This window comes from Flavobacterium sp. Leaf359 (assembly GCF_001423985.1).
Classification (GTDB): Bacteria; Bacteroidota; Bacteroidia; order Flavobacteriales; family Flavobacteriaceae; genus Flavobacterium; species Flavobacterium lindanitolerans.
This window is the reverse complement of record NZ_LMPW01000010.1, coordinates 142,987-168,823: the sequence shown is the minus strand read 5'-3', so window position 1 is coordinate 168,823 and position 25,837 is coordinate 142,987. Positions and strand designations below refer to the sequence as shown.

24 protein-coding genes are annotated in these 25,837 nt (G+C 39.3%); 14 read left to right on the top strand and 10 right to left on the bottom strand.

Translation table 11 applies throughout. The annotated features are described in order from the left end of the window. Positions 1–19: 19 nt before the first annotated feature. The 8 genes from ASG38_RS05020 (at position 20) to ASG38_RS04985 (ending at position 8,153) form a co-directional block, all read left to right on the top strand. Positions 20–850, top strand: coding sequence for a hypothetical protein (locus tag ASG38_RS05020; protein WP_056067765.1), 831 nt, complete (start codon positions 20–22; stop codon positions 848–850). 77 nt (positions 851–927) lie between these two features. Then, positions 928–1,254, top strand: a complete 327-nt coding sequence (locus tag ASG38_RS05015; RefSeq protein WP_056067763.1) for an STAS-like domain-containing protein — start codon at positions 928–930, stop codon at positions 1,252–1,254. 3 nt (positions 1,255–1,257) lie between these two features. Then, positions 1,258–1,875, top strand: a complete 618-nt coding sequence (locus ASG38_RS05010; protein WP_056067761.1) for a hypothetical protein — start codon at positions 1,258–1,260, stop codon at positions 1,873–1,875. A 107-nt stretch (positions 1,876–1,982) separates the two neighbouring features. Further along, on the top strand, positions 1,983–2,327 hold the full coding sequence (locus ASG38_RS05005; RefSeq protein ID WP_101471163.1) for a hypothetical protein: 345 nt from the start codon (positions 1,983–1,985) through the stop codon (positions 2,325–2,327). Positions 2,328–2,408: 81 nt separating this feature from the next. Further along, positions 2,409–4,796, top strand: coding sequence for a TonB-dependent receptor domain-containing protein (locus ASG38_RS05000; protein WP_056067758.1), 2,388 nt, complete (start codon positions 2,409–2,411; stop codon positions 4,794–4,796). Between the two features lie 19 nt (positions 4,797–4,815). Next, positions 4,816–5,385, top strand: a complete 570-nt coding sequence (locus ASG38_RS04995; protein ID WP_056067755.1) for a hypothetical protein — start codon at positions 4,816–4,818, stop codon at positions 5,383–5,385. 215 nt (positions 5,386–5,600) lie between these two features. Continuing rightward, complete coding sequence (locus tag ASG38_RS04990; RefSeq protein ID WP_056067752.1) at positions 5,601–5,981, top strand: hypothetical protein; 381 nt, start codon at positions 5,601–5,603, stop codon at positions 5,979–5,981. Positions 5,982–6,029: 48 nt separating this feature from the next. Then, entirely contained in the window at positions 6,030–8,153 is a 2,124-nt protein-coding gene (locus ASG38_RS04985) for a prolyl oligopeptidase family protein (protein WP_056067751.1), read from the top strand. Positions 8,154–8,220: 67 nt separating this feature from the next. Here the strand turns inward: ASG38_RS04985 and ASG38_RS04980 are convergent, their stop codons facing one another. The 7 genes from ASG38_RS04980 to ASG38_RS04950 form a co-directional block, all read right to left on the bottom strand. Beyond that, positions 8,221–8,826: a carboxypeptidase-like regulatory domain-containing protein gene (locus tag ASG38_RS04980; protein ID WP_056067749.1), complete on the bottom strand. Its 606-nt coding sequence runs from the start codon at positions 8,824–8,826 to the stop codon at positions 8,221–8,223. A gap of 246 nt (positions 8,827–9,072) precedes the next feature. Continuing rightward, positions 9,073–9,375, bottom strand: coding sequence for a hypothetical protein (locus ASG38_RS04975; RefSeq protein ID WP_056067747.1), 303 nt, complete (start codon positions 9,373–9,375; stop codon positions 9,073–9,075). 55 nt (positions 9,376–9,430) lie between these two features. Continuing rightward, entirely contained in the window at positions 9,431–10,357 is a 927-nt protein-coding gene (locus tag ASG38_RS04970) for a lipid A deacylase LpxR family protein (RefSeq protein ID WP_235498567.1), read from the bottom strand. Positions 10,358–10,384: 27 nt separating this feature from the next. Continuing rightward, a complete protein-coding gene (gene mtgA / locus ASG38_RS04965) occupies positions 10,385–11,062 on the bottom strand; it encodes a monofunctional biosynthetic peptidoglycan transglycosylase (RefSeq protein ID WP_056067743.1) in 678 nt (225 codons plus the stop codon). A 26-nt stretch (positions 11,063–11,088) separates the two neighbouring features. Next, complete coding sequence (locus tag ASG38_RS04960) at positions 11,089–12,213, bottom strand: FAD-binding oxidoreductase (RefSeq protein ID WP_056068447.1); 1,125 nt, start codon at positions 12,211–12,213, stop codon at positions 11,089–11,091. 53 nt (positions 12,214–12,266) lie between these two features. Then, positions 12,267–12,965: a DedA family protein gene (locus ASG38_RS04955; protein WP_056067741.1), complete on the bottom strand. Its 699-nt coding sequence runs from the start codon at positions 12,963–12,965 to the stop codon at positions 12,267–12,269. A gap of 2 nt (positions 12,966–12,967) precedes the next feature. Next, positions 12,968–14,218, bottom strand: coding sequence for a dicarboxylate/amino acid:cation symporter (locus ASG38_RS04950; protein WP_056067739.1), 1,251 nt, complete (start codon positions 14,216–14,218; stop codon positions 12,968–12,970). 259 nt (positions 14,219–14,477) lie between these two features. On the opposite strand from ASG38_RS04950, the gene ASG38_RS04945 reads away from it, so the two are divergent. Continuing rightward, positions 14,478–18,080, top strand: coding sequence for a GEVED domain-containing protein (locus tag ASG38_RS04945; protein WP_056067737.1), 3,603 nt, complete (start codon positions 14,478–14,480; stop codon positions 18,078–18,080). 112 nt (positions 18,081–18,192) lie between these two features. Beyond that, a complete protein-coding gene (locus ASG38_RS04940; protein WP_056068445.1) occupies positions 18,193–20,094 on the top strand; it encodes a S9 family peptidase in 1,902 nt (633 codons plus the stop codon). A 60-nt stretch (positions 20,095–20,154) separates the two neighbouring features. Here the strand turns inward: ASG38_RS04940 and ASG38_RS04935 are convergent, their stop codons facing one another. The 3 genes from ASG38_RS04935 to ASG38_RS04925 form a co-directional block, all read right to left on the bottom strand. After that, on the bottom strand, positions 20,155–20,997 hold the full coding sequence (locus ASG38_RS04935; protein WP_056067733.1) for a T9SS type A sorting domain-containing protein: 843 nt from the start codon (positions 20,995–20,997) through the stop codon (positions 20,155–20,157). A gap of 173 nt (positions 20,998–21,170) precedes the next feature. Further along, positions 21,171–21,893 carry a tetratricopeptide repeat protein gene (locus tag ASG38_RS04930; RefSeq protein ID WP_056067731.1) on the bottom strand — a complete coding sequence of 241 codons (723 nt, stop codon included), beginning with the start codon at positions 21,891–21,893 and terminating at the stop codon, positions 21,171–21,173. 7 nt (positions 21,894–21,900) lie between these two features. Beyond that, the gene (locus tag ASG38_RS04925; RefSeq protein ID WP_056067730.1) at positions 21,901–22,482 is read right to left on the bottom strand and encodes an RNA polymerase sigma factor; all 582 of its coding nucleotides are present in this window, start codon (positions 22,480–22,482) and stop codon (positions 21,901–21,903) included. A 173-nt stretch (positions 22,483–22,655) separates the two neighbouring features. On the opposite strand from ASG38_RS04925, the gene ASG38_RS04920 reads away from it, so the two are divergent. From ASG38_RS04920 to ASG38_RS04905, 4 genes are all read left to right on the top strand, one after another. After that, on the top strand, positions 22,656–23,096 hold the full coding sequence (locus tag ASG38_RS04920) for a hypothetical protein (protein WP_157486050.1): 441 nt from the start codon (positions 22,656–22,658) through the stop codon (positions 23,094–23,096). Between the two features lie 52 nt (positions 23,097–23,148). Further along, positions 23,149–24,114 carry a hypothetical protein gene (locus ASG38_RS04915; RefSeq protein WP_157486048.1) on the top strand — a complete coding sequence of 322 codons (966 nt, stop codon included), beginning with the start codon at positions 23,149–23,151 and terminating at the stop codon, positions 24,112–24,114. A gap of 63 nt (positions 24,115–24,177) precedes the next feature. Further along, on the top strand, positions 24,178–24,783 hold the full coding sequence (locus tag ASG38_RS04910; protein WP_056067724.1) for a hypothetical protein: 606 nt from the start codon (positions 24,178–24,180) through the stop codon (positions 24,781–24,783). A gap of 67 nt (positions 24,784–24,850) precedes the next feature. Then, on the top strand, positions 24,851–25,819 hold the full coding sequence (locus tag ASG38_RS04905; protein ID WP_056067721.1) for a hypothetical protein: 969 nt from the start codon (positions 24,851–24,853) through the stop codon (positions 25,817–25,819). The last annotated feature ends 18 nt before the right edge of the window (positions 25,820–25,837 follow it).

Genomic DNA, 25,837 nt, shown 5'->3' with positions numbered 1-25,837 from the left:
AAACTTATTATGGTTATGTATGGATACATTGATAAAAATTTCCGGGTATGTTCGTACAGACTTTATTGGAATTAACAAACTCTATGATTTTTACCGCAGTGCTTCACAATATCAAAAAAGAAACATAGTTCTAGATTTTAATGAATTAAAGTTTCTAGACGGTAATCTATGCGCTTTATTTATAAGTCTTATGTATAAATTAATGATTGAGCGAGATCTTACTTTTTCAACAAATCATAGTTTTATTAAAGAAAAATTTAATGTACTCATAAGAAATGGTTTTATAAAAACCGATGAGAAGATAAATGATGTACAAAAATCGACTCTCCATTTAAAACATTTCGACATAAAAAATTTAGATGATTTTGTCGGATATGTTCAACAAGATTTAATGCAACATAGGGGTTTAAATCTTCGAGAAGATATTGCAGACAAAATAATGGACTCAATTATTGAAATTGCAACAAATATTGAAATCCACTCAAATACTCAACATCCTTTTTTTGCATGTGGTCAATTTTTCCCAGACAATAAAATCTTTAAATTTAGCATGGTTGATTTAGGCGATGGTTTTTTACCTGCAATTAACAAACATACAAGCGGGTTAATATCAACTAGTCATGATGCTATAAAATGGGCAATAGGAGGCAATACAACGAAAACAAATGAACCTGGCGGGTTAGGTCTTTCTGGGTTAAATGAGTATTTTTCAAATAACAATGGTCATTTACAAATCATAACAGGGGATGCTTTTTGGAGTACTGAATTACAATTGCAAAATCATAGTGGTAAAAAATTCGACATCCCTTGTTGCGGCACAATGATTAATTTGTTATTCATATATAATTAACATACCTTTGCGCCCTTAAAATTTTTACATTAATTTATCATATTATTGTATCTAAATTTTGTACTTTAGTAAAAGTTATGAAAATCGAAATTAAAAATATTATTGGTTCTTCAAACGCAATTAGTCAATCAGACGGATTTGCTGTTTACAAAGTGTTGGAAAAAGGAAACCTCAATAATGATAAAATAACCATTGATTTTAGCAATATCCAATTACTTTCAACAGCTTTCCTAAACGCTTCAATTGGTCGTTTGGCTCAAATGCATGCCCCTGAGACTATAAAGAATTTACACTTTATTTTTCCTAAAGAAAAAAACATGTTTGAAGTTAAGGTCAATAAAGTCCTGGAAAATGCCATCTTAGGAGATTACTTTGACAAAATAGTTGACGAAGCAACATCCTAAAAAATGGCTTTCAATATAGTTAGCGCAAAAAATCATACACTTGAAAGCGGAACACATTACTTTCTAGACGCTAACATATGGATTAATATCCTTACTGCCCCATCAAAAACTTCTTACAAGATAAAAATTTATATCTCTTTTTTTGAAAAAATATTAGCGCGCAATGATATTAAGATTGTTGTACCTATCATTCTAATGTCAGAAATTATCAACAGAATAATAAGAGATGTTTATTTTCTAACATTTGCCAAAAAAAATAATCTAGAAAAGCCTAACATCCCGCTAGATTATTTTAAATCGGTATTTAGACCCTCCCAAGAATACATCGATTCATTTAATCTTATCATTGATGAATTCAAATCCTACTCAACACATATTGAATTTATTAATGATGGCCTTGGAAGCGATATTTCAAAAGAATCAATATTTGAAAATATAGATCAACATTTTGATTTCAATGATAATTTTTACTACCAACTTGCCCTAGCAAGAAATTACAAGATCGTTACTGACGACAAAGATTTTTGGAGGGAAAACGTAATGATTATAACAGAAAACGAAACCCTTTTAAATAAGCAAACAAAAATCCATATTGCTGCACAAAGCGGTAATAAAAAGTAACACATCTACTTTTTTTATTAATATTACTCGACAGGACTCAAAATACAAACCATAAAATTTGTTAAAACGGGCGGTATTTTTTTTCACTTTCATACATTTGCATTGGAATGAAGAAGAAGTTTGCCATAATAAATCTCTCATTGATGATTGCAGTATTGTTTTCAATACTGTTTCAATCCGTTCACTCCTATGAGCATTTCTTAAGTGGAAAAGCAGCAACAGTAAGCCAGTCAGACGACAATGGCCATACTAAAATCCAAACTTTAGACCACGACCACGAAAAATGTTTTGTCTGCGAATTTACGCTAAGCAGTTTTATCGCGACAGAAACCTACACTTTTGATTTATTTGTCCCTTTTAAGGCAGTTGCCTATAACTTTGCTTCTGTAGAATCATCTGAATTCTTTGCCGGAAGCCTGTATTCACATCGCGGACCACCATCTAACTGCTAATTAACGAAAAGAGCAACGCTCTTCTTTCGGACGGCTTCATTCCCGAAGCACGTCTCAATTATCATTTTAGATTTTTTCAAAATGCGCTATATCTTATTTTTTGTTTTCCTCCTGGCAGGAAACCAAACTCGTGTATATTCCCAACAGGTGTTGAGCGGAATGATAACCAACGAGAAAAAACAACCTTTGGCAGGAAGCCACATCCATGCCGGAACTTTTTTTGCAACCACTGCTGTTGACGGCCGTTACGTAATAAATGGAATCCCGCAGGGAAACATTCCGGTCACTATTGAATATCTGGGTTACAAAACCCTGGATACTATAATCGCCATACAAAATGACAAAGTACTGGATATTTCCCTCCAACCGGACGTATCGCAACTGTCTGAAGTAGTGCTAAAAAAGACTGTTTCTGAAAAGAACGCCTCAACACAGGAACTCAAAGCTAATGTGCTCGAGAACTACAGCAGCGAGAGTCTGGGCAATGCGCTTAAGGAAATCAGCGGTATTTCTTCGCTAAAAACCGGGAGTACTATTGTCAAGCCAATTATTAACGGATTGCACAGCAGCCGTGTATTGATTATCAACAATAATGTGCGTCTCGAAGACCAACAATGGGGGACTGAACACGCTCCGAATATGGATGTCAATACGGCCGGGAAGATTTCCGTAATCAAAGGTGCTTCCGGGCTGCAATATGGTGGCGATGCCATTGGCGGAACCGTAATTGTAGAACCTGCCCATATACCGGTAAAAGACACCATTTTTGGAAAAACCATTATTAACGGTGCTACGAACGGACGAGGTGGCAGTGTTTCTTCCTCACTTTCCAAAGGTTATGAAAATGGCTGGAACTGGAACCTTCAGGGCACTTTCAAATATTTTGGAGATTTTGAAGCACCGGACTATGTGCTTTCCAATACCGGAAGCCGTGAGAAAAATTTTTCCGGAAATGTGGGCTATAAGGGAGAAAACCAGGGTTATAGTTTTTTCTACAGTTATTTCAATGCTGATATCGGTATTTTGAGGTCATCACATATCAGCGGTATGTCTGACCTGATTCGGGCTATCAATAGCGGACAGCCACAAATTATCAGGGATTTCACTTATGATATTAACGCACCCAGACAGGAATTACAGCATCATTTAGGAAAAATAAATTACTATACTTTCTTCTCTGACGCTTCAAAACTGTCTTTGCAATATTCTTTCCAGTTCAACAACCGTAAGGAATTTGACCTGAGAAGAGGTGATGACCGCAACAAAGCCGCTGTTGACCTCGACCTGATGACACATTCTTTTAATGCCGATTTTGAAACCAATTCTTCAGAAAAGGCAAAATACAAAGCCGGAATTAGCGCTGCTTATCAAAACAATGCGGCGAATACAGGAGACACACAGGTTCGTGCCCTGATACCGAATTATAACAAATTTGATGTGGGAGCTTATGCTGTTGCCAGCTATCAAACCAATGAAAATCTGGTTTTGGAAGCAGGCTTACGCTACGACTTTAGCCATATTGATGCCAAGAAATATTATTTGAAATCGCGATGGACGGAACGGGGTTACGACCGTGACTTCAGCGACATCATTATTGGTGAAGAAGGACAGCAATGGTATACGAATCCTGTCTTTACCTATCATAATTTTTCAGGAAGTCTGGGTGCCAAATACCAACTCAACGACAAGCTGACGTGGTTTTCCAACATTGGAATAGCCAGCAGAAATCCAAATCCTGCCGAATTGTTCAGTGACGGACTGCACCATGCTACCGGACAGATTGAACTTGGCGACCTGAGACTGAAACGCGAAGTGGCGCTTAAAATGTCAACGGCACTTCATTATGCCGGTGACGGTTTTGCTTTTGAAATCAATCCCTATTTCAACACTATTTCCGATTTCAAAATCCTGATTCCTACTACCATCATCCTGTCCAATCGCGGACCATTTCCGGTTTGGGAATACAGACAGGTTGATGCCAGAATGTTAGGAATTGACCTCACTGCAGATTATGATTTCGCCAAAAACCTCAACTGGCATTCAACTGCCGCTTTTGTATATGGCGAAGATGTGACAAATGACAGGCCTTTGATTGATATGCCGCCGTTGAATCTCAACAACACTATAAGCTTTAAGAAGGAAAATTGGAATCATCTGGTGCTGGGAATTAAAAACGAAACTGTGTTTACACAGCACCGCTACCCTAACAATGACTTTTATGTGGATGTAACGGATTCCGGCGAACCTGTCAGTACGCTGGTAAAAATAAGCAGACCGCCAAAGGGATACAGCCTGTTGCATTTTAACTCTGAAATGAGTTTTGATGTTTTGAAAAAATCTAAAATGACCATCGGATTCAATATCCAAAATCTTTTGAACACGAATTACAGAGATTACCTCAACAGAACGCGCTACTATGCAGACGAGTTGGGCAGGAATTTCAGGATTCAGGTGAAATTAAATTATTAATCTTTTAAACCATTATCTTATGAACGTATTTAAATTTTTATCAATGGGCTTAGCTGCCATAACACTTTGTGCTTCCTGCAGCAACGACGACAGCAATCCTGTAAATGAAGAAGAAGTAATCACAACGCTTACCGCTACTCTAACAGGCGGTGGCCAAACTATTACCCTGACCTCCCGCGACCTTGACGGTGCGGAAGGACCAAATGCTCCGGTAGTGACGGTATCCGGCAATCTGGCAACAAACACAACCTATAATGGTTCTCTGACTTTACTGAATGAAGCCGCAACGCCAACCGAAAGTATCACCGAAGAAATCCTGGAAGAAGGCCATGAGCACCAATTCTTCTTTACAGTTTCAAATGCCCTGGCGACTACTGCCTATGCTGTTCCAAATGATGTTAATGGCAAACCGATTGGCCTGAACTTTACGTTTACGACAAACGCCACAACAGGAAACGGCCTGTTTACCATAACTCTTAGACACGAACCAAATAAAAATGCGGAAGGTGTGTCTTCCGGAAACATCACCAATGCCGGAGGAGAAACAGACATACAGGTAAGTTTCCCTATAACGGTAGTTGCTCCATAATTTGTTATACTTATAAAAACCGCCTGAGTGGCGGTTTTTTTTATTCCTATCCAATACTTTTGAATTCTCCAAAAAAATGAAAATTTTACCTGTCCTCAAATTGCATTTTTGTTAATTAACTTTTTATTTTTTTAACATCCTTAATTTTAATTAACATTTTTTTAGTAATTTAGGATTTTCAATAAATAGTTAGTAACCAAAAAATTGTAGATAGTATGAATTCGAAATTTACCTCCCTGGTCCGAATATTACTCGGACTCGTTCTTTTAGTTTTTGGATTGAACAAGTTTTACACGCTACCTTTTATTCCAACGCCTAAACTTCCTGAACAGGCCGCAGACTTTATGGGTTCGTTAGCGGCAACAGGCTATGTACTGCCCATCATTGGTATCCTTGAAATTTTCATCGCATTGCTTCTTTTTACAAAAAACTGGATTGCATTTGCGTTGATTTTACTGGTTCCAATTTCTCTGAATATTCTTCTATTCCATTTATTTCTGGATATTCCGAGCATAGGCGGCGCTATTTTAGTAGCCGTTCTCAATGGTATCTTAATCTACAAACATTGGCCGCAATACCGACCACTTTTTAACTAATTACTAACTAATGATTCCCTATTTTTGTAAGAATCAAAAAACATTTTAATGAAAAAAGTATTATTAACCATGATTGCAGCATCAGCACTTCTATCTTGTAAAGAAGAAACTAAAGAAGAAGCCATAGTGCTGAAATATCCTGAAACAAAAAAGGTTGACACCACTAACACTTACTTCGGAACTGAAGTAAAAGACCCTTATCGCTGGCTGGAAGATGACAAATCTGCCGAAACTGCCGCCTGGGTAAAAGCCGAAAACGAAGTAACTTTTGGCTATCTTGAAAAAATTCCTTTCCGCAAAGAGATGAAAGACCGTCTTGAAAAGCTTTGGAATTATGAAAAGATTTCTGCCCCAACACAAGAAGGAGATTATACGTATTACTTTAAGAACAACGGACTGCAAAACCAATCCGTAATGTATCGAAAAGACAAGAGCGGTAAGGAAGAATTATTCCTTGACCCGAACACCTTCTCTTCAGACGGAACAACGTCTTTATCGTCTGTTGAATTTTCAAAAGACGGTTCTTTGGTAGCCTATTCGATTTCAGAAGCAGGTAGTGACTGGAATAAGATTATCATCATGGATGCTGTAAGCAAGAAAAAACTCGAAGCTGAATTGGTAGATGTAAAATTCAGCGGTATTGCCTGGATTGGCAACGAAGGTTTCTACTATTCAAGCTATGACAAGCCAAAGGGAAGCCAGCTTTCTGCTAAAACCGACCAGCACAAATTGTATTTCCACAAGTTAGGAACGTCGCAAAAAGAAGATAAGGTTATTTTTGGACAAAATGAAAAAAGAAGATATGTAGGTGCCAGCGTAACAGAAGACGACAAATACCTTGTAATTTCTGCTTCAAATTCTACTTCCGGAAATGAGTTATACTTTAAAGACCTTAGCACTCCTAACAGCAAAATAGTCAACATTATTGATAATTTTGACAGTGACAGCTATATTATGGATAACGTTGGAACGAAATTATATATCGTAACCAACCTGAATGCACCGAACCAAAAAGTAGTTACGGTTGACGCTTCAAATCCAAAACCTGCCAACTGGAAAGACTTTATTGCAGAAACAGAAAACGTGCTATCGGTTTCTACCGGTTCGGGCTTTATTTTTGCCAACTACATGAAGGATGCCGTTTCACAGGTAAAACAATATGATTATGACGGAAAAATGGTTCGTGAAATCAAATTGCCGGGAATAGGTTCTGCAGGTGGTTTTGGAGGTAAAAAAGAAGATAAAGAACTGTATTATTCATTCACAAACTACACAACTCCGGGAACAATCTATTCTTTTGAACCTAAAGGTGGCGTATCTGCTGTATATGAAAAACCAAAAGTAGATTTCAATTCTGCCGATTATGAAAGCAAGCAGGTATTCTACAACTCAAAAGACGGCACCAAAGTACCGATGATTATTACCTATAAAAAAGGCATAAAACTGGACGGTAAAAACCCGACTATTCTTTACGGATATGGTGGTTTTAACGTAAGTCTTACACCTGCTTTCAGCATTACCAATGCGGTTTGGTTAGAGCAAGGCGGTGTATATGCCGTTCCAAACCTTCGCGGTGGTGGTGAATATGGTAAGAAATGGCACGATGGCGGAACGCAAATGAAAAAACAAAACGTATTTGACGATTTCATTGCTGCAGCAGAATATCTGATTGCACAGAAATACACTTCATCTGACTTCCTGGCTATACGAGGCGGTTCTAACGGAGGGCTTTTAGTAGGAGCTACTATGACCCAAAGACCGGACCTGATGAAAGTGGCACTTCCGGCTGTTGGTGTATTGGATATGCTTCGTTATCATACATTTACTGCCGGAGCAGGATGGGCTTATGATTACGGAACAGCAGAAGATTCAAAAGAGATGTTTGAATACCTGAAAAAATATTCTCCGGTACACAATGTTAAAGAAGGTACCAGCTATCCGGCAACCCTAATTACTACAGGTGACCATGATGACAGGGTAGTTCCTGCGCACAGCTTTAAGTTTGCAGCAGAGCTACAAGCCAAGCAGAAAGGAAACAATCCGGTATTAATCCGTATTGAAACCAATGCCGGACATGGCGCCGGAAAACCGGTTTCCAAGACTATCGAAGAAGCGGCAGACATCCTTTCGTTTACCTTATACAATATGGGAATTCGCGAATTGAAAAAATAACCGATTTACTCAAATAAAAAAAGCATCCTTAGCGGGATGCTTTTTGTTTTTAATAAAATCTCAGACGTTATTTCAATTTGACTTTAACAACTTCACCGTCTTCTTTAATCTCTACAAATTCTTCAAGTCGTTCATTGTGATCCACAGTGTAGTATTTCTTTTCATAATGATTGGCTTGCGTACCGTAACTTCCATAACTGGTTCCCGTAAGTTGGTCATACGAACCTGTAGAACTCCAGGTCATAAAACCCTGTAGAAAATATTTCCCTGGTTTCATATCCGGAAAAGTAAACTTTCCTGCACTGTTGGTTATGGCTTCCAGCCTATACTTATAAGCTACATCAGACATATAAACATACCTGCGCTTTTTTAAGTTTTCCTTACTTTTTCGAAGTTTGTACCACGCTTCAAAATAAGGCGTGACCGGAAACAGCACAATCTTGATATTACCGGCATAAATTCTAGGTTGTGAAAATATTGGTCTGGTAAAGGCAACACCCGTAATTTTCCCTTTGCCTAATGCCAGGGCTTTTTTGGCCTGTATGGAATCAAAAACGACTTCAGGATAAAGGGTTGTGATTTTTTCTTCTTCTTCTTTTTCAACATACTGTGCCTGAATGTTCTGGTTAAGACAGAGCATAAAAACAACGGAACATAAGAACTTTAAATTCATAGCAATTTTTATTTTGGGTTATAATTGGTTTTCAAAAAAAACCGGTCGTTTTTAGATTGAATGATAAAATTAATAACCTCATTGCAGAATATGTTCAAAACAGCAATCAAAATATATAAAAATACCTGATATCAGGTAGATTTAGAGGCAATTACGAAATCGATTTGTACTATTTTGACATGTTTAAAAACAAAAAAACTGCCGGAAAAAGCAGTTTTTTTAAAGATATAGTATTGCTACAAAGTTTTATTTGAGTGAAAGCTTTTGCAATAACTCTTCAGAAATATCATCAATATACATTCCGTAAGAAGTTACCAGAATACCTTTTACACCATCTTTTGATTCAATACCATAAACGGTCGATTCTTCATCCGGATTGGAATCGCCTTCATAACGGTAAACTTCAACAATCTCGAAATCGTCGATATGGTAATTACTGGAATTTGCAGTCAAAAAATTTCCTTCTATATTAAAATCGACCATAAATCCGGCATCTCTTAATTGTTTTATGGCTTCCAGCACTGTGGCATATTTATATTGAGCACTCATGTAAAAAAAGTTTTGATTATGTTCCTAAAGTTAGGAAAAATATCAACGCCTAGGTCTAATACAGCAAATATGTCGCACCAATAGAGCCGTAAAAATAGTTTTCCATTCTGTCATTCCGCAATTCCTTACTCCTGAAAACGAAAAGGTAATGAAGATTCCAATGGTCTTTTCTGTAACGGAAACCCGCTTCTCCGTTAAAACGTAACGGCACAAGATTATAAGTTACAGGACTGTTGTCGTTAAAAAGCCGGCCCTGTATCGTGGCATCATAAACCTGAACATTCAGATTCGGATTGATGTAGAAATAAAACTCGGACTGTTCTTTATATTTTGCCTTATCTGCATTTAATGACGCGCCATACAGTCCCGAATCATAAACAGGCAACAATGTTTTTTTAAGACTGATTCGTGCCAGCGGACCTACTGTAATGCCGGTAAACACCGTCCCTAAATTTGCTTCACCCTGAATATGGTAGTCGATTTTATCCGTCTGTTTTGGACCAATCTTTTTAGAATAGAACAAACTTCCCTGTACGGCTATTCCGTTATGAATCTGATAATTCCATCCTTCCACATCTTTATAACCAAAAGCTTTATGAAATAATTTCTGAAAGCCCTCAGCCTGTGAATTGGGACCAATAACACCGAGTTGTGCTCCTAACTTCAAAACCGATTCGTTTTGGTAAAATTTTGCAAATCCCGCTTCTCCGAAAAGATAGCCTGCAAAAGGACGGTCGTGCTTTGAAATGGAAGCCGCTTCAACAGTGTGTGGATTATAAATGTATTGTCCAACCCTGAATTCGGTTGTTTTTTTATTGACTTTTGGGTTCTCGTTGTGATTCATGTACCGGTAGAAAATCTCGATACCGTTGGTGTAATACTGGTCATTGACCGTCGAAGTAAACAGGTCGTTATCTATAATTATTCCTATTTCTCCATTTCTTTGCTGAGCCATAAGCGGCAATGCAAAAATCAGTAGCAAAAACAAAGAAATTTTCCGGCACATAAATCAATAGTCTAGCTTGACATAATTCATGTGTTTCATGATTCTGCCTTTTCTTCTTTCAATATAGGCCGACGAATTGGTCGCCTTGAATTTTCGGGGATTAGGAAGTATTGCAGCAATTCCGGCAGCTTCTCTTTTTGAAACCTGAGAAGCATCTTTACTGTACCAATATTGCGATGCTGCCTGTACGCCATACACGCCATCTCCCATTTCGATACTGTTGAGATATACCTCCATAATACGTTCTTTGCCCCAAAATATTTCAATCAGGACTGTAAAATAAGCTTCAAGCCCTTTTCGCAGATAGCTCCTTCCCTGCCAAAGAAATACATTTTTTGCTGTTTGTTGTGAAATGGTGCTTCCTCCTTTCAGCTTTCTTCCCCGTGAATTATTTTTGTAGGCTTTTTGCAAGGCTTTAAAATCAAAACCATTATGGCTTAAAAAGGTCCCATCTTCACTGGCAATAACAGCCTTTTGAAAGTTAACGGAAATATCTTCAAGTGGCACCCAGTCATGGCTGCAAGTCATTTCTTTTCCTGCTTGCTTTTGTTCCAGAGCACGAATACCCATCAGAGGTGTAAACGGAACAGGAACAAATTTGAAAAGGATGACAAAAAAAACTGAGATTCCGAAGAACCAAAGCGCACACTTCCATAAAAACCTGAATATTTTTCTCAACATATGAATATAAAAACTTAACTATTTTTTTAGCCTGTTACCAAATCTGCCAATTCCTGACCTATAAGGCTGCCAATTGCAACTCCCATACCTCCCAGTCTTACGCCGCAATAGACATGTTCGGAAAGTTTTTCAACAATAGGCTTTTTGCTTGAACCCATTCCCATAATACCACTCCATCGGTGTTCAATTTTGAAATTGTGCCCCGGCAAAATTACTTCTTTTAAAATTTCCTCAAGTTTATTTTGGATTAAATCTGTCTGTCCAAATGCTGATGTCGTTTCGCCCTCAAAATCAAGATTCCTTCCCCCTCCAAAAAGAATGCGGTCACCAAAATTTCTAAAATAATAATAACCTCTGTCAATATGGAAAGTTCCTTTTATGTCCAGATTGGGAATTGGTTCTGTAATTAGCACTTGTGCCCTGGCCGGCTTTACGGCTCCGTTAGTCAGTTTTTCTGCAAATCCGTTGGTGGCAAACAACAGTTTTTTGGCGCTGAAATCAAAATCATCGGTGCTGATTTGAACGCCTTCCGAAGTTTCATGATAGGCAACCACATTCTGTCTGTTAAGAATAAGAATATTCGCGGCAATTGCCTGCTTCAACAAAACTCCCATCATGTTTCCGGTATCAATCTGACCTTCAAAAGGATTAAAAACAAGATATTCATGGATGCCTCTAAAATCAAAACGGTCAATTTGCTTAGCAAAAACATCCGCCTTGAATAAGGGCTTCAACACCTCATTAATAAATGGTATTTTTTGAAGACATTCGTTATAATGACTTTCCGAGTCTTTAAGGAAAAGCTCATAACCGCCATATAATCTATAATCAATAGCGGCATCACCCAATCGGTTCCTAAGCAGTTGCAATCCCTGCCAACGTTTTCGGATTAGCTGTATGACTTCTTCTTCAGAATGGTTCCTGAGGTCGTCTATAATTTCAGAAATACTGCCAAAGCAGGCAAATCCGGCATTTTTAGTACTCGCTCCTTGCGGCAGAAATCCTCTTTCCAAAACAAGAATTTTGCTTTCCGGAAATTTTTCACGGAGTCTTAAAGCCGCATGAAGCCCAACAATTCCGCTTCCAACTACAGCAAAATCTATATTTGAAAACCAGTTTTTGAGTTCCCAGTAGCTTAGATTTGCTTTCATCATTGATTTATTTTGGTTCTGAAATAGACAATTTCCAATTGCCGCCTACAAGATTATGCTCCTTCCTGACCGTCTTTTGGTGCAGTTCTTTTCTTCAGGTAATTGACAACCAGCGGAACAGTAGTAATGGCAACAATACCTAAAACAATAAATTCGATATGTGCTTTCAGGTCGATTTCAAATTTTGTCAGGAACAGGTCATAAAGATAATGTCCTGCAAAAATAAGCGTGAAGGCCCATAAAAACGAGCTGACAATATTATAGAACATGAATTTCTTTTTCTCCATAGAAACAATGCCTGCCACAATTGGCGCAAAGGTTCTGATAATTGGGACAAAACGGGCAAAAATGATAGCTCTCCCGCCATGTTTTTCAAAAAACACCCTTGATTCTATAAGGTATTTTTTCTTGAACCAGAACGTATCTTTTTTGTTATAGAGATAGTAGCCGCTTTTTGCTCCAAACCAATATCCGAAAGTATTTCCAAGTATTCCGGCTGTCGCTATCATGGTTGACAAAACGACCAGATTTACAAAATCACTGTTGATGGTAAAAAGTGTCGATGTCAGTTCTGTACTGTAAATTCCCGACAAGAACAACAAACTATCGCCCGGCAGAAAAAATCCGGCAAAAAGGCCAGTTTCTGCAAATACGATAAATAAGACAACATAAATTCCTATTGGAACACCGCTGATTTTTAAATTAATATAGAATTCCGGATTCAATAATTGAGTCCACTCAAAGCTTTCCATCGTTATGCTGTTTCTTGTGTTACTGTTTCAGGTTCTGATTCCCATTTATCAACTGCCGTTGTTGCCAAAGCATTTCCTAATACGTTGGTCATACTTCTTGCCATATCGCAAAAGTGGTCGATTGGCAAGATGAGTGCAATTCCTTCCGGCGGAATTCCAAACATGGCACAGGTGGCTACAACTACAATCAGCGAAGCACGGGGCACACCCGCAACTCCTTTACTGGTTAGCATCAGTACTAAAAGCATCGTAAGCTGTTCTCCCAATGACATATGTACGCCATAAACCTGCGCAATAAAAATACTGGCAAAAGTCATATACATCATACTTCCGTCCAGGTTAAAAGAATAACCTAACGGCAATGTAAATGAAACTATTTTGCTCTTACAGCCAAAACGTTCTAATTCTTCGACAAGTTTTGGAAATACGGCCTCGCTTGAAGTTGTGGAAAAAGCGATAAGCAACGGACTTTTTATCCTTTTCAGCAAAGTCCACAATCGGTTGCCTAAAATCATATATCCAACTAAAAGCAATAGTATCCACAGTACCACAATTCCGAGAGCAAAATCAACTAAATATCGGGCATACAGGCTAAAGATTTCAAAACCATAATTAGCAACTGCTGCTGCAACCGCCCCAAAAACACCCAAAGGCGCCGTCCACATAATGTAGGTTACCATTTTCAGGATTACGTGCGAAACAATATCAAGGGATTTCATAATCGGATTGCCAATCTTGCCCATTGATGACAAGGCAATTCCAAAAAGTATGGCAAAAATTACAATCTGAAGAATTTCATTGGTTGCCATAGCTTCGATTACACTTTTAGGCACCACGTGTGTTACGAACTGCTCTAAAGAAAATGAATTGGTATTTTTCAGCAAATCATCAGCAGATGACAAATCATCCATTTTTATAGAAGTTCCCTTGCCCGGCTTCAACCAGTTTACCAGTACTAATCCAACCGACAAGGATACTAATGATGCCGTAATAAACCAGGCCATAGCTTTGGCACCAACTCTTCCTACCATTTTCATATCGCCCATTTTGGCAATTCCAACTACCAAAGTCGAAAACACTAACGGAGCAATAATCATTTGCACCAAACGGATAAAAATCGTTCCAAAGAGTTTTATATTTTTGGCAAACTCTGCTTTTCCATCCGGATACTGGTAATGCACAAAAGCTCCTAAGCCTACCCCAAGAACCAAAGCAATGATAATCGCTATAAATAGTTTATTGTTGTTCTTCAAACCGTAATTATTTTAGTTCGTGAAAATAGTTATATTTTTTGACAACCCTCATTTGAATGGCCTTAAATTCTTAATTTTTTACCTAAAAAAGCTTTTTCAGCAAAAAAACCATCTCATCTCATAATTACAAATAATCCAACAATAACAACACTTGTAAGTTATATTTATAATTTTTTAATATTTTCTTTGGTTATTTATAACAATATAAAGAAAATTGATATACATTTGATATAACCAAATTTAACCAACCTACTAATTTATGAAGCAGATTCTACTATCAGTGGCCTTACTGGCTTTCACTGGATTTTCGTTTGCGCAAAATGGAAAATCGCCCTGGAAAAAAACAGACCTAAAAAGCAGCGTCACAATTTTTGAAAATCGGACGCCTCTTCCCACAAAGAACCTATTCGAACTGGACATTACTTCATTAAAAAATGAATTGTCAAAGGCACCGCTTCGAAACAAATCAAAATCAGATGTCATCGTTTCCATTCCCAATGCAGAAGGAATTTCCGAACAATACCGCATCTTTGATGTCCAAACCATGGAGGCTGAACTTGCTGCCCGATATCCTGAAATCAAGTCCTATATTGGGATTGGAATCACAGACCCGACCGCAACAATTTATTTCAGCGTTTCGCCACTTGGGTTTCAGGGAATGAAACTGGCAGCAGACAAGCCTGCTGAATTCATCGAGCCCTTTTCAAAAGATTTAAAAACCTATGCTGTCTTTAAAAGAGCAGACAAAAGAATGGGTTTCACAAAATTTGAATGTCAGGTAATCGACCATGCAAAAAACGAGATGGACTCTAATCTGGCACAACGCCCGAATGCAGACGACAGCACGTTGAGAACCTATCGATTGGCCATGTCGGTTACGGGAGAATATACCGCCTATCATGGAGGAACCAAAGCCCTTGCCTTAGCGGCCATCAATAATACGATGACACGGGTTAACGGTGTGTTTGAAAAAGATTTCGGCGTTAGGATGGTTCTTATTTCCAATACAGATGCCGTAATTTACACCAATGCATCAACCGACCCGTATGGCAGTACGGATGCGAATTACAATTCACAATTGCAATCTACCCTGACCAGCGTAATTGGAAATGCCAACTATGACATTGGGCATTTGATGTCGGCTATTGGAAACAATGGAAATGCAGGATGTATAGGATGCGTATGTGCTTCCGGAAAAGGGAGCGGATTCACGACCAGTACCGTTCCTGTAGGCGACAATTTTGACATTGATTTCGTAGCCCATGAAATGGGACACCAATTCGGGGCCAACCACACCTTTACCTTCAGCAACGAAGGAACCGGTGTACAAAATGAGCCGGGAAGCGGCACAACAATTATGGGGTATGCCGGAATCACGGGAGCCACAGACGTACAACCGCATAGCGACCCTTTCTTTCATGCCGTAAGCATCCAGCAGGTTACAAATTATGTAAAAACAACCACCTGTCAGACCAATACAGCAACAGGCAATGCCGTTCCAACAGCTAATGCAGGTGCCGATTATACGATTCCAAAAGGAACTCCTTTCCTACTGACAGGTTCCGGCACCGATGCAAATGGCGATACGCTGACCTATTGCTGGGAACAGATGAATTCAGGAACTTCAAGCACTACCTATCCGAGCGCTACCGCCACGTCAGGTCCTGCTTTCCGCTCCTTCGTGCCTTCAACTTCAGGCATCCGTTATTTTCCAAGACTGGAAACCATCAAGACAGGCGCAACAACCTGGAAATGGGAAGCCGTTCCAAATGTGGCACGAACGTTAAATTTTAGATTGACAGTGAGGGATAACAAAGCAGGCGGGCCGGCAAATAATAGTGATGATACGGTCATTACTGTAAACGGAACCGCAGGGCCTTTTGTAGTAACAGCACCAAACACGGCCGTTTCATGGGCAGCAGGAACTTCCCAAACTGTAACCTGGAATGTAGCAGGAACAACAACTAATGGAGTAAATGCCGCAAACGTAGACATCTTGTTATCTACTGATGGTGGTGATACCTACCCAATTACGCTACTGGCCGGAACTCCAAATGACGGAAGTCAGGCCATTACCGTTCCCAACAATCCCGGCACACAAAACAGGATTATGGTCAAAGGGTCAAACCATATTTTCTTTGATATCTCTAATACCAATTTCACCATCACAGCTGGTTCCGGCGATACGACAGCTCCAACAGCACCGACAAGTCTGGCAGCTTCGGGCACAACCCAAACAGCTACAAATTTATCATGGACGGCTTCTACAGACAATATTGCCGTTACCGGATATGAGGTATATCAAAACGGCGTACTGAAAACCACCGTAACCACTACGACCTATCCCGTAACAGGATTGACACCATCTACCGCCTATTCTTTTTATGTAAAAGCCAAAGATGCGGCAGGTAACTTATCAGCATCAAGCAACACGGTCAACATCACAACATTGGCCGGAACCGCATCCTATTGCGCCTCTAAAGGAAACAGCGTGGCAGATGAATATATTGGAAGAGTTCAATTGGGAACCATCAATAACACATCGACAGGAGGAACCGGATATACTGATTTCACCTCTATTTCAACCAACCTGAACAAAGGAACAGCCTATACAATTACCGTAACGCCAACATGGACAGGAACTTCTTATTCCGAAGGTATCGCTGCCTGGATTGACTACAATGGTGATGGCGATTTTGATGATGCAGGAGAATTGGTTTGGAGCAGAGCCGCATCAACAGCAACCCCGGCAAGCGGTTCATTTACAGTTCCGGCTACGGCTGCAACGGGCGCAACCCGAATGAGAGTGTCGTTGAAATACAATGCCATTCCAACAGCCTGTGAAACTTTTTCTTATGGAGAAGTAGAAGACTATACCGTAAACATTCAGGCCGGAACTGCTGACACCACACCTCCAACTGCCCCAACAAGCCTGACGGCCACAGGAACTACACAGACAACCACAAATCTGTCCTGGACAGCATCTACAGATAATGTTGCCGTTACCGGATATGAGGTATATCAAGACGGCGTTTTAAAAACAACCGTAACCACAACTTCCTATGCAGTAACCGGATTGACAGCAGCTACTGCCTATACTTTTTCTGTAAAAGCAAAAGATGCCGCCGGAAATTTGTCGGCTTCAAGCAACAATGCCAATGTAACTACCTTGTCAAACTCCGTTTCCTACTGCGCTTCGCAAGGAAATAGTGTAGCCGACGAGAAAATAGGACGTGTGCAGTTTGGCACTATTGACAACACCTCAACCGGAGGTACCGGATACACCAACTTTACTTCCATCTCGACCAATGCCACAAGAGGAGCAACATACACCATAACCATAACGCCTTCCTGGACAAGCACCGTTTATAGCGAAGGCTATGCAGTTTGGATTGACTATAATGGCGATGGCGATTTCACCGATTCCGGAGAACAGGTTTGGACAAAAGCGGCTTCAACTACAACCCCTGTAAGCGGCAGCTTTACGATTCCTGCCGGAGCTACTTTAGGAGCTACCCGTATGAGAGTCTCTATGAAATATGACGGAATTCCTACCGCCTGCGAAGCCTTTTCTTATGGACAAGTGGAGGATTATACAGTAAATATTGTAGCCACAGGAAAAGGAGAAAATAACATACAAAATGAAATTAAGCTATATCCGAACCCGGCTTCTTCGGTTATCAACCTGACATCGGTTTCAGAAAAAGCCAGTTTCAGAATACTAAACATGCTTGGACAGGAAGTCTTGAAAGGAAAAATTCAGGACGGCACCATTTCCGTTGCTTCTTTGAATGACGGAAACTATATCGTTGAAATTAATGACAATGAAATTGTATCTGTTAAACGTTTCATCAAAAAATAATTCTTTCTCATTTTTGCAGAAGGCTGTCTTTTCGGACAGCCTTTTTTTATTGCTCTTATTATGGTATTTGAATAAATGTTTACCTTTAAGCCTTTATTTAACAGCATTTGAAATGAAAAAAATTCTTTTTTTAACCATTAGCATGATTGGATTAACGGCTACCGCACAAAACGTAATGACTCCCGAACTGCTTTGGCAGCTAGGACGGGTCAGCCCTCTCGGCATCTCAAAAGACGGGAAAAACATAATCTACAAAGTTTCGATTCCTTCTGTAGAAGAGAACAAGTCAAACTCTAAATTTTACAGCATTCCAATTTCAGGAGGAAATCCGACCGAAGTTGCAGACTACACCACTCTTGTTCAGGACAAAAACATTTCTCCAGACGGAAAGCTTTTACTGGCAAGTAAAGAAGTAAAAGTTGGGAAGGTTTTAGGGAAAGACTACTATCCTAATTTAGAGAAATCGGATGCTCAGGTTTATGACGGGCTGAATTACCGCCACTGGGATACATGGAATGACGGAACGCACAATCACGTGGTTTTTTCAAATGTAAACGACAAGGAAAACTTTACGGACATCATGAAGGATGAGCCGTATGATTCGCCTCAGAAGCCTTTTGGCGGAGACGAGGACTATATCTGGTCACGTGATGGCAAAAGTATCGTTTATGTTTCTAAAAAATTAGAAGGTACGGCCTATGCACTTTCTACCAATACCGACCTTTACCAATACGACCTCGCCACAAAAACCACAAAAAACCTTACGGAGAAAAATCCGGGCTATGACACGGCTCCGCAGTTTTCTCCAAATGGCGACCTTACCTGGTTACAGATGAAACGTGACGGATATGAGGCCGACAAAAATGACATTATTGTCCGTTTTAAAGGAATGGACATCAATCTTACATCCGGTTGGGACGGAACAGTGGAAAGCTTTACCTGGAGCGCCGACGGAAAAAAAGTATATTTCCTGGCACCAATTAACGGAACAAAACAATTGTTTGAAGTTAATTTCCCGGGATTAACAAGAATTGCCATTACAGTAAGACAGCTTACGGACGGTGATTTTGACGTAACTGACATTGTTGGTTTTTCAGGAGATAAGGCTATTGTTGCCAGAACAGATTTTAACCATGCGGCAGAAATCTATTCGTATGACCTGAAGAAAAAAACATGGGCACAAATCACAAAAGTAAATGATGCTGCTTACTCAAAAATTGCACTTAGCAAATTTGAAAGACGTTATGTAACCACTACAGACGGAAAGAAAATGCTGGTTTGGGTGATTCTTCCCCCTAATTTTGACAAGAACAAAAAATACCCGACACTTTTATATTGCCAGGGAGGTCCGCAGTCTGCCTTAACACAATTCTATTCTTTCCGGTGGAATTTCCAGGTTATGGCAGCACAAGGTTATATTGTAGTAGCGCCAAACCGAAGAGGAATGCAGGGTCATGGAGTAGAATGGAACGAACAAATCAGTAAAGATTGGGGAGGCCAGGTAATGGACGACTACCTTTCTGCCATTGATGATGTTGCAAAAGAAAACTATGTTGACAAAACAAGACTGGGAGCCATTGGCGCAAGCTATGGGGGCTATTCTGTGTTTTATCTGGCAGGAATCCACCAAAAAAGATTCAAGACATTTATAGCACATTGCGGTGTTTTCAACCTTCAAAGTATGTATGGCACAACCGAAGAAGTATTCTTCACGAATTGGGATTCCGGAGGACCATACTGGGAAGCCGGTAATGCAGCGGCACAAAAAACCTATTCGCAATTCAACCCAATCAACAACGTGAGCAAATGGGATACTCCTATTCTAATCTTCCAGGGAGGAAAAGACTACCGTGTTCCAATCGGACAAGGACAGGAAGCTTTCCAGGCCGCACAATTGCAAGGCATCAAGAGTAGATTTGTTCTTTTCCCGGATGAAAACCACTGGGTACTCAAACCTCAAAACGCCCAGGTTTGGCAGAAAGAATTCTTCAGATGGCTGAAAGAAACATTATAAAAACAAAAAATCCCCTGAGAAAAATTCTCAGGGGATTTTTTGTTGCGTTATATATTTTTTTTATTTCTTGACAATTTTGAAAATCTCTTTGCCTTTTTCTGTGTTGGCATGAATTACATAATTGCCGCTGGTAAGAGACGAAATATCCAACTGTCCCTGATTTGAATTAATTGTAGATTCTAATACTTTTTGCCCTAACAGATTAAACACTGTCACATCAGAAATTGTCTCGCCGCTTGACAGATTCAACAATCCTCCTGTTGGGTTTGGATAGTATTTTACTACTGATTTTGAGAAGTCGTGAAGTCCAAGTGCATTGCCTTTTACTTCCAATGCATCAACTGTTGTAGAATATCCGTAATCGGTTTCAACTTCCACCGCAATCTGGTAGGTTGCAGAAGGTGACGGAAGTGCAATATCGCCTGATGAAGTCCAGGTTCTGACATCAGAATGGAACTCCGCAATTTGTACCCATGCCGCAGATTCGGATGTACGGTAAAAAATCCTTAGCCAATTCTGGTCTGGATTCCAAAAAGGATTTCTGAAATAAAAACTAACCGATGGATTACTTACAGCCGACAAATCCAACACAGGGCTCACCAGTTTGGTTTTGTCAAAATCGTGTGAAGTTCCGGGATAATTGGCAAATTTAACGCCTTCATAGGCCGTTACTCCGCCTCCACCTGTAGACGGCGAAGTAGCAAATGTCCACGACATATTATTTACTTCATAAATTTGGGTCCAGGCACCTCGGGATGGCGAATTGTCCTCAAAAGTTTCCATCCACGGAAACGTTGAAATCTGTGCATTAGCTCCAAAAGCCAATACAAATAATACCACAGTCAAAAAAGACTGTCTTTTGATTGGGGCAAAAAACAATTTTTGATGGTAATTTTGTTTCATAATGATTAAATTTTGATTATCGCAACATTTCAAATATATCAAAATTTAATTCAAAACATACAAAATATTCTCATTTTTAATTAATTACATAAATTATAATCAATAAAAACAGCTAAAACACCATTAAAAATTAAAAAGAAATAAAAAAACCGGCTGAGAAAGCCGGTTTTTCCTCACTCTAATTGTTGTAGTAATTTCTGGGCATATTCATAATCTTCTGCATCTTCAGGAATTTGCCGAAGCAATTCTTTACATTGCTCATAATCAAGTTGTTTCAATTCAGACAATGCCAGATACCATGTTGCTTTATTTTTATAAACTGAATTTCCGTTCCTGATGGATTCCAAAAGCATTTCCGCCTTTTTAAAATGGTTTGTTTCTATCAAGGCTATAGCATAAAAATATTGGTATTCCGGATTATCTGCATTTCTTATTTCTTCAAACGACGCCACTGCCTCAGCATATTTTTTTTGGTTGAAAAAATCCTGAGCATTTTTTAAATTCTCGTCATTCGTACTTCTTTCCACAAAAGCCGCATTCTCATGCTGGCTGTAATCGCTATATTCCGGCATGGAGTCTTTATTAAAAATCCAGGTTCCCAGAAGCAACAGCACTGATGCCGCAGCAGCATAATGCCAGGGCTTAATTGAAATGACTTTAGCCTTCTTTTTACCTTCAGCAAAATAGCCGTCAGAAATGGACTCTAAATTTTTCTTGAATGCCATGGTTTCCGGCGAAAATTTCTGCTTTACAAAAGCCGTTGTCTCTTTATACAATTCAAAGCCTTCCTTAAACTGTGAATTATCCCGGAGTTCCGATTCAAAATCCAGACGTTCTTCCTCTGACATTTCATTATTGAGGTAGTTTTCAAAACGGATGTATGCCTCTTCATTCATAATAATCTTATTTTTTTAGCGATTTATATCGGTTCGACTGCTGAATCATTTCTGTTAACTGCCCTGTGCAAAGTGATTTTTTCTTCCGCACATAACCGTATGTCACATTAAGCTGACGGGCCACCTCTTCCATCGTTTTCAAGACAAAACTGAGTTTGAGAACTTCCTGGCACTTTTCGCCAAGTTTCCGGAACATTTCATCAAACAGTGATTGTCTTTCATCAAAAGATTCTGATTGCAGGACCAGTTCATAGGCTGATTCGTCTGTAGATACAATGTTGTCATTAATTGTTACCCCTTTATTAGAAGGTTTTTTTAATTCATTGAGCCATTTCCTTTTGCAGAGCAGAAAAAAATAGGCTTCAAACGGACAGGTGAGCTGCAATCCTTTTGTTTTTGCCTGATGGTAAATAGTCACAAGAACTTCCTGAACGACATCGGCCGCATTATCATCATCGCCGCTATTGGTACGGATATAGTTTTTGACTTTAGGGACAAAATTTTTATAAATGGATTTGATAACTGCCGAATCATTTTGCAGCAATCCTTCAATATAAAATTGGTCAGAATGAATACTCTTTTCTGTCATAACTGCCTTGTTTACTGCTAATGTAGAAAAAATAAAAACACAAGGGTAACAAATTTGGCACAACAGGTATATAGGTATACAAAGCACATCAATTTCCGGTAGGGTAACAATTCAGAAAGACGATTGATGTACTGACAGAAACAAAGACAATAACACTAAAAAATTTAGAAATCATGAAAAAGTCCATTTTAACATTAGTAATGATAGCATTGTCGATAAGCGCAAATGCTACAGAAAAAAGAACTGCCGTAAATAATGAAAACACTACAGAAATCACAGCAGACAAAATCATAATCGTATATGACTGGAGCGTAAAAACTGACCAGGGAAGCTATTCCGGTACCGCACGGTCATTAGAAAAAGCAGAAAGCAGGATTGCCATGACAGCTGCCGGCGAAATTATTCTTGATAAAAAAATAGAAAGCTATTACCAATTAGCAGATGAAGCCTCTAATCCTATGCTACGCTTGTATTTCTGGGAAGTAGAAACCGTAAACGGTACTGCCAAAGGATTTTCAGGTTCTGAAAACCATGCCTTGAAAATGATTCAGTTAATCAGCACAAACGATATCCTTACTTATAAAATCATACGAAGTGCAGAATTTGAGAGGTAAGCCCGTCAAAAAAACTAGCGAACAATTAATCCAATTAAAAACAGTAGAAATTATGAAATCATTCTTTAAAAAAATAGGAATCCTGTCTATAGCCTCTTTTTCACTATTGAGCTGTGACATGAACGACGACAACAACCAAAACCTGAATCCATTCCCTACAAGCAACGAATTGAATGCTTTATTCTCTGAGGCTATTAATTCAAGAAAACAGGTTTTTACAATCGATGCGTCAACTACCAATTATATTACTACAACACAAGGAGCCATAATCCAGTTTAACGCAGGAGCTATCACGCTTAATTCTACTCCGGTTGCAGGCCCTGTTACAGTAGAGGTCATAGAAATTTACCAACGGGGCGACATGCTGGTAACCAACAAACCTACTGTAGCCAAACTTCCGGGCAATAATTTCGAAATATTGACTTCGGGCGGGGAAATTTATGTCAATGCAAAGCAAAACGGCCAGCAATTGGCAACATCGGGTTATGTGATACAAATTCCCGCAGCATTGACCGGAGGACTTGACACCGATATGGATGTTTTTACCGGAGAGTTTTTACCTGATGGAAATCTGGTCTGGGTACAGCAAAACCAATGGGATTTAGGATTTGGAAATAGTGCTGCGCCAGCCTACACTACTTTTTCTGCCAATTTTGGATGGACCAATGTAGATAAATTTTACACCCATCCGAATCCAAAAACTACTATTAACGTCATTCCTCCTGCCGGTTACACCAATGCAAACAGCGAAGTTTTTCTTTCGCTTGACGGAGACGACAACTCCTTGGTTAATTTGTTTGGAGACCCTTTAACGCAAACATTTACATTCAATAGCTATCCGGCTTTCCCAATCGGACTGGAATGCCATATCATATTTATTTCTGAAGAAAACGGAATGTGGAAATACGGAATAAAACCGGTTACTATACAGGAAAATGGCACTTATACTTTTTCTGCCGGCGAACTCAATACGGCCAGTGAAGCCAATCTTGTACAGATTATCAATAACCTTCCCTAAGATGGGTAACAATTTCAAGACACAATTGATATAAGAACAGTTAACACAAAAAATATAGAAATCATGAAAACAAGTTTTACAAAAATCGGATTAGTATTCTTAGGCCTGTTTGCAACCATAAGCTGCAATAATGATGATAATCAAAATCAGCCTGTGCCTGCCGGTTGCAACACGGCCAATTCCGAATTCAGTCAGCTATATACCACAACCCTGGCAAGCGACCCTTCTTTTACTGATGTCACGACAATGGATTTGCAGACTCACGAATATACTTTTGTGTTGAGCGCGAATAAAACAGTATGCTCCATAGGCTATCAGGGAAATGCGAATCTTTATACTGCCAATATTCCCTATCTCATTGAAATTGTAGACAATAGTACCAATACCGTTGTCTATAGCGGAAACCACATTTTCGATTCTGCTCTTACAGACTATGTTTCAATAACACCTACTGCCTTAACAGCCGGAACTTCTTACACGCTAAAGAGAACAGTCACAAATTATTTAGGAAACATTGGAAACACCGTTGGAAGATTACTGCGATTTAACGGACCAAGCCCATATCCTGTATCAAACACACTGATGACAATTACCGCTTCTGACTTTTATGGAACAGGAGGACCGGTACCGGATTTCGGAATTCCTTACATCGACATTGTTTTTCAATAACCAGGGGTAACATTTTACAGACCCAATTGATATATGTATATATAATAATCACAAAAAACCAGAAATCATGAAAACAAGTTTTAAAAAAATCGGACAATTCCTGCTATTAGGAATCCTGGTAGCCGGCTGTAGTAAAAATGACGATGGCGATTCGCCAGATTATGTACCATCAGCCTCTGCATTTGCAGCTTTAAGACAAGACGCTTTAGGCGTACAAACCTTTACTTTTAACGCAGAAGACGGAGTAACGACTTTCACGAGCGCAAAAGGTGTCCAATTCACAATAAACGGAAACTGCCTGACACAAAACGGGAATCCGGTAAGTGGAGAAGTAGTAGTTAAGTATTCTGAAGTATTTGACCCCGGCACTATGCTTGCCACTGACAAGACAACCATGGGAAGAATGTCAAACGGCGATATGGCATTGTTAATTTCAGGGGGAGAATTTTTTATCAATGCCACAAAAAATGGTCAGCAACTTCAGATTTCCTGTCCAATGCAGGTAATCATTCCTACCAACCTTACCGGAGGTCCTGATTCAGGAATGTCTTTATGGGACGGTACATTTGATGAAGACGGCAATCTTGAATGGGATCAACAAGACCGTGGTGCCAACGGACAAAACGGCGTTTTTGTAGAAGGCGCAAACTACTACGCTTATTTTAGCAGCTTCGGTTGGACAAACGTTGACCGTTTCTATAATGACCCAAGACCAAAAACTACCATATTGGCTGAAGCACCTGAAGGATATAATTTCGAAAACAGCGCTATTTATCTTCACTATGACGGCGAAGGAAGTTCTTTGGCAAAACTTGACACTTATAATCCCGTAACCAATCAATTTTCAGAGCATTACGGACAGATTCCTATCGGATTGCAGTGCCATATCATTTTTGTCACAGAAGATAACGGACAATGGCGTTATGCAATCAAACCGGCAACAATTGCCGCCAACGATGTACACGTTTTTACCCTGGCACAGACAACTCTGGGAACAGAAGCGCAATTAATAGCAGCCATCAATGCGCTGCCTTAAGAAACTATTAATATAATT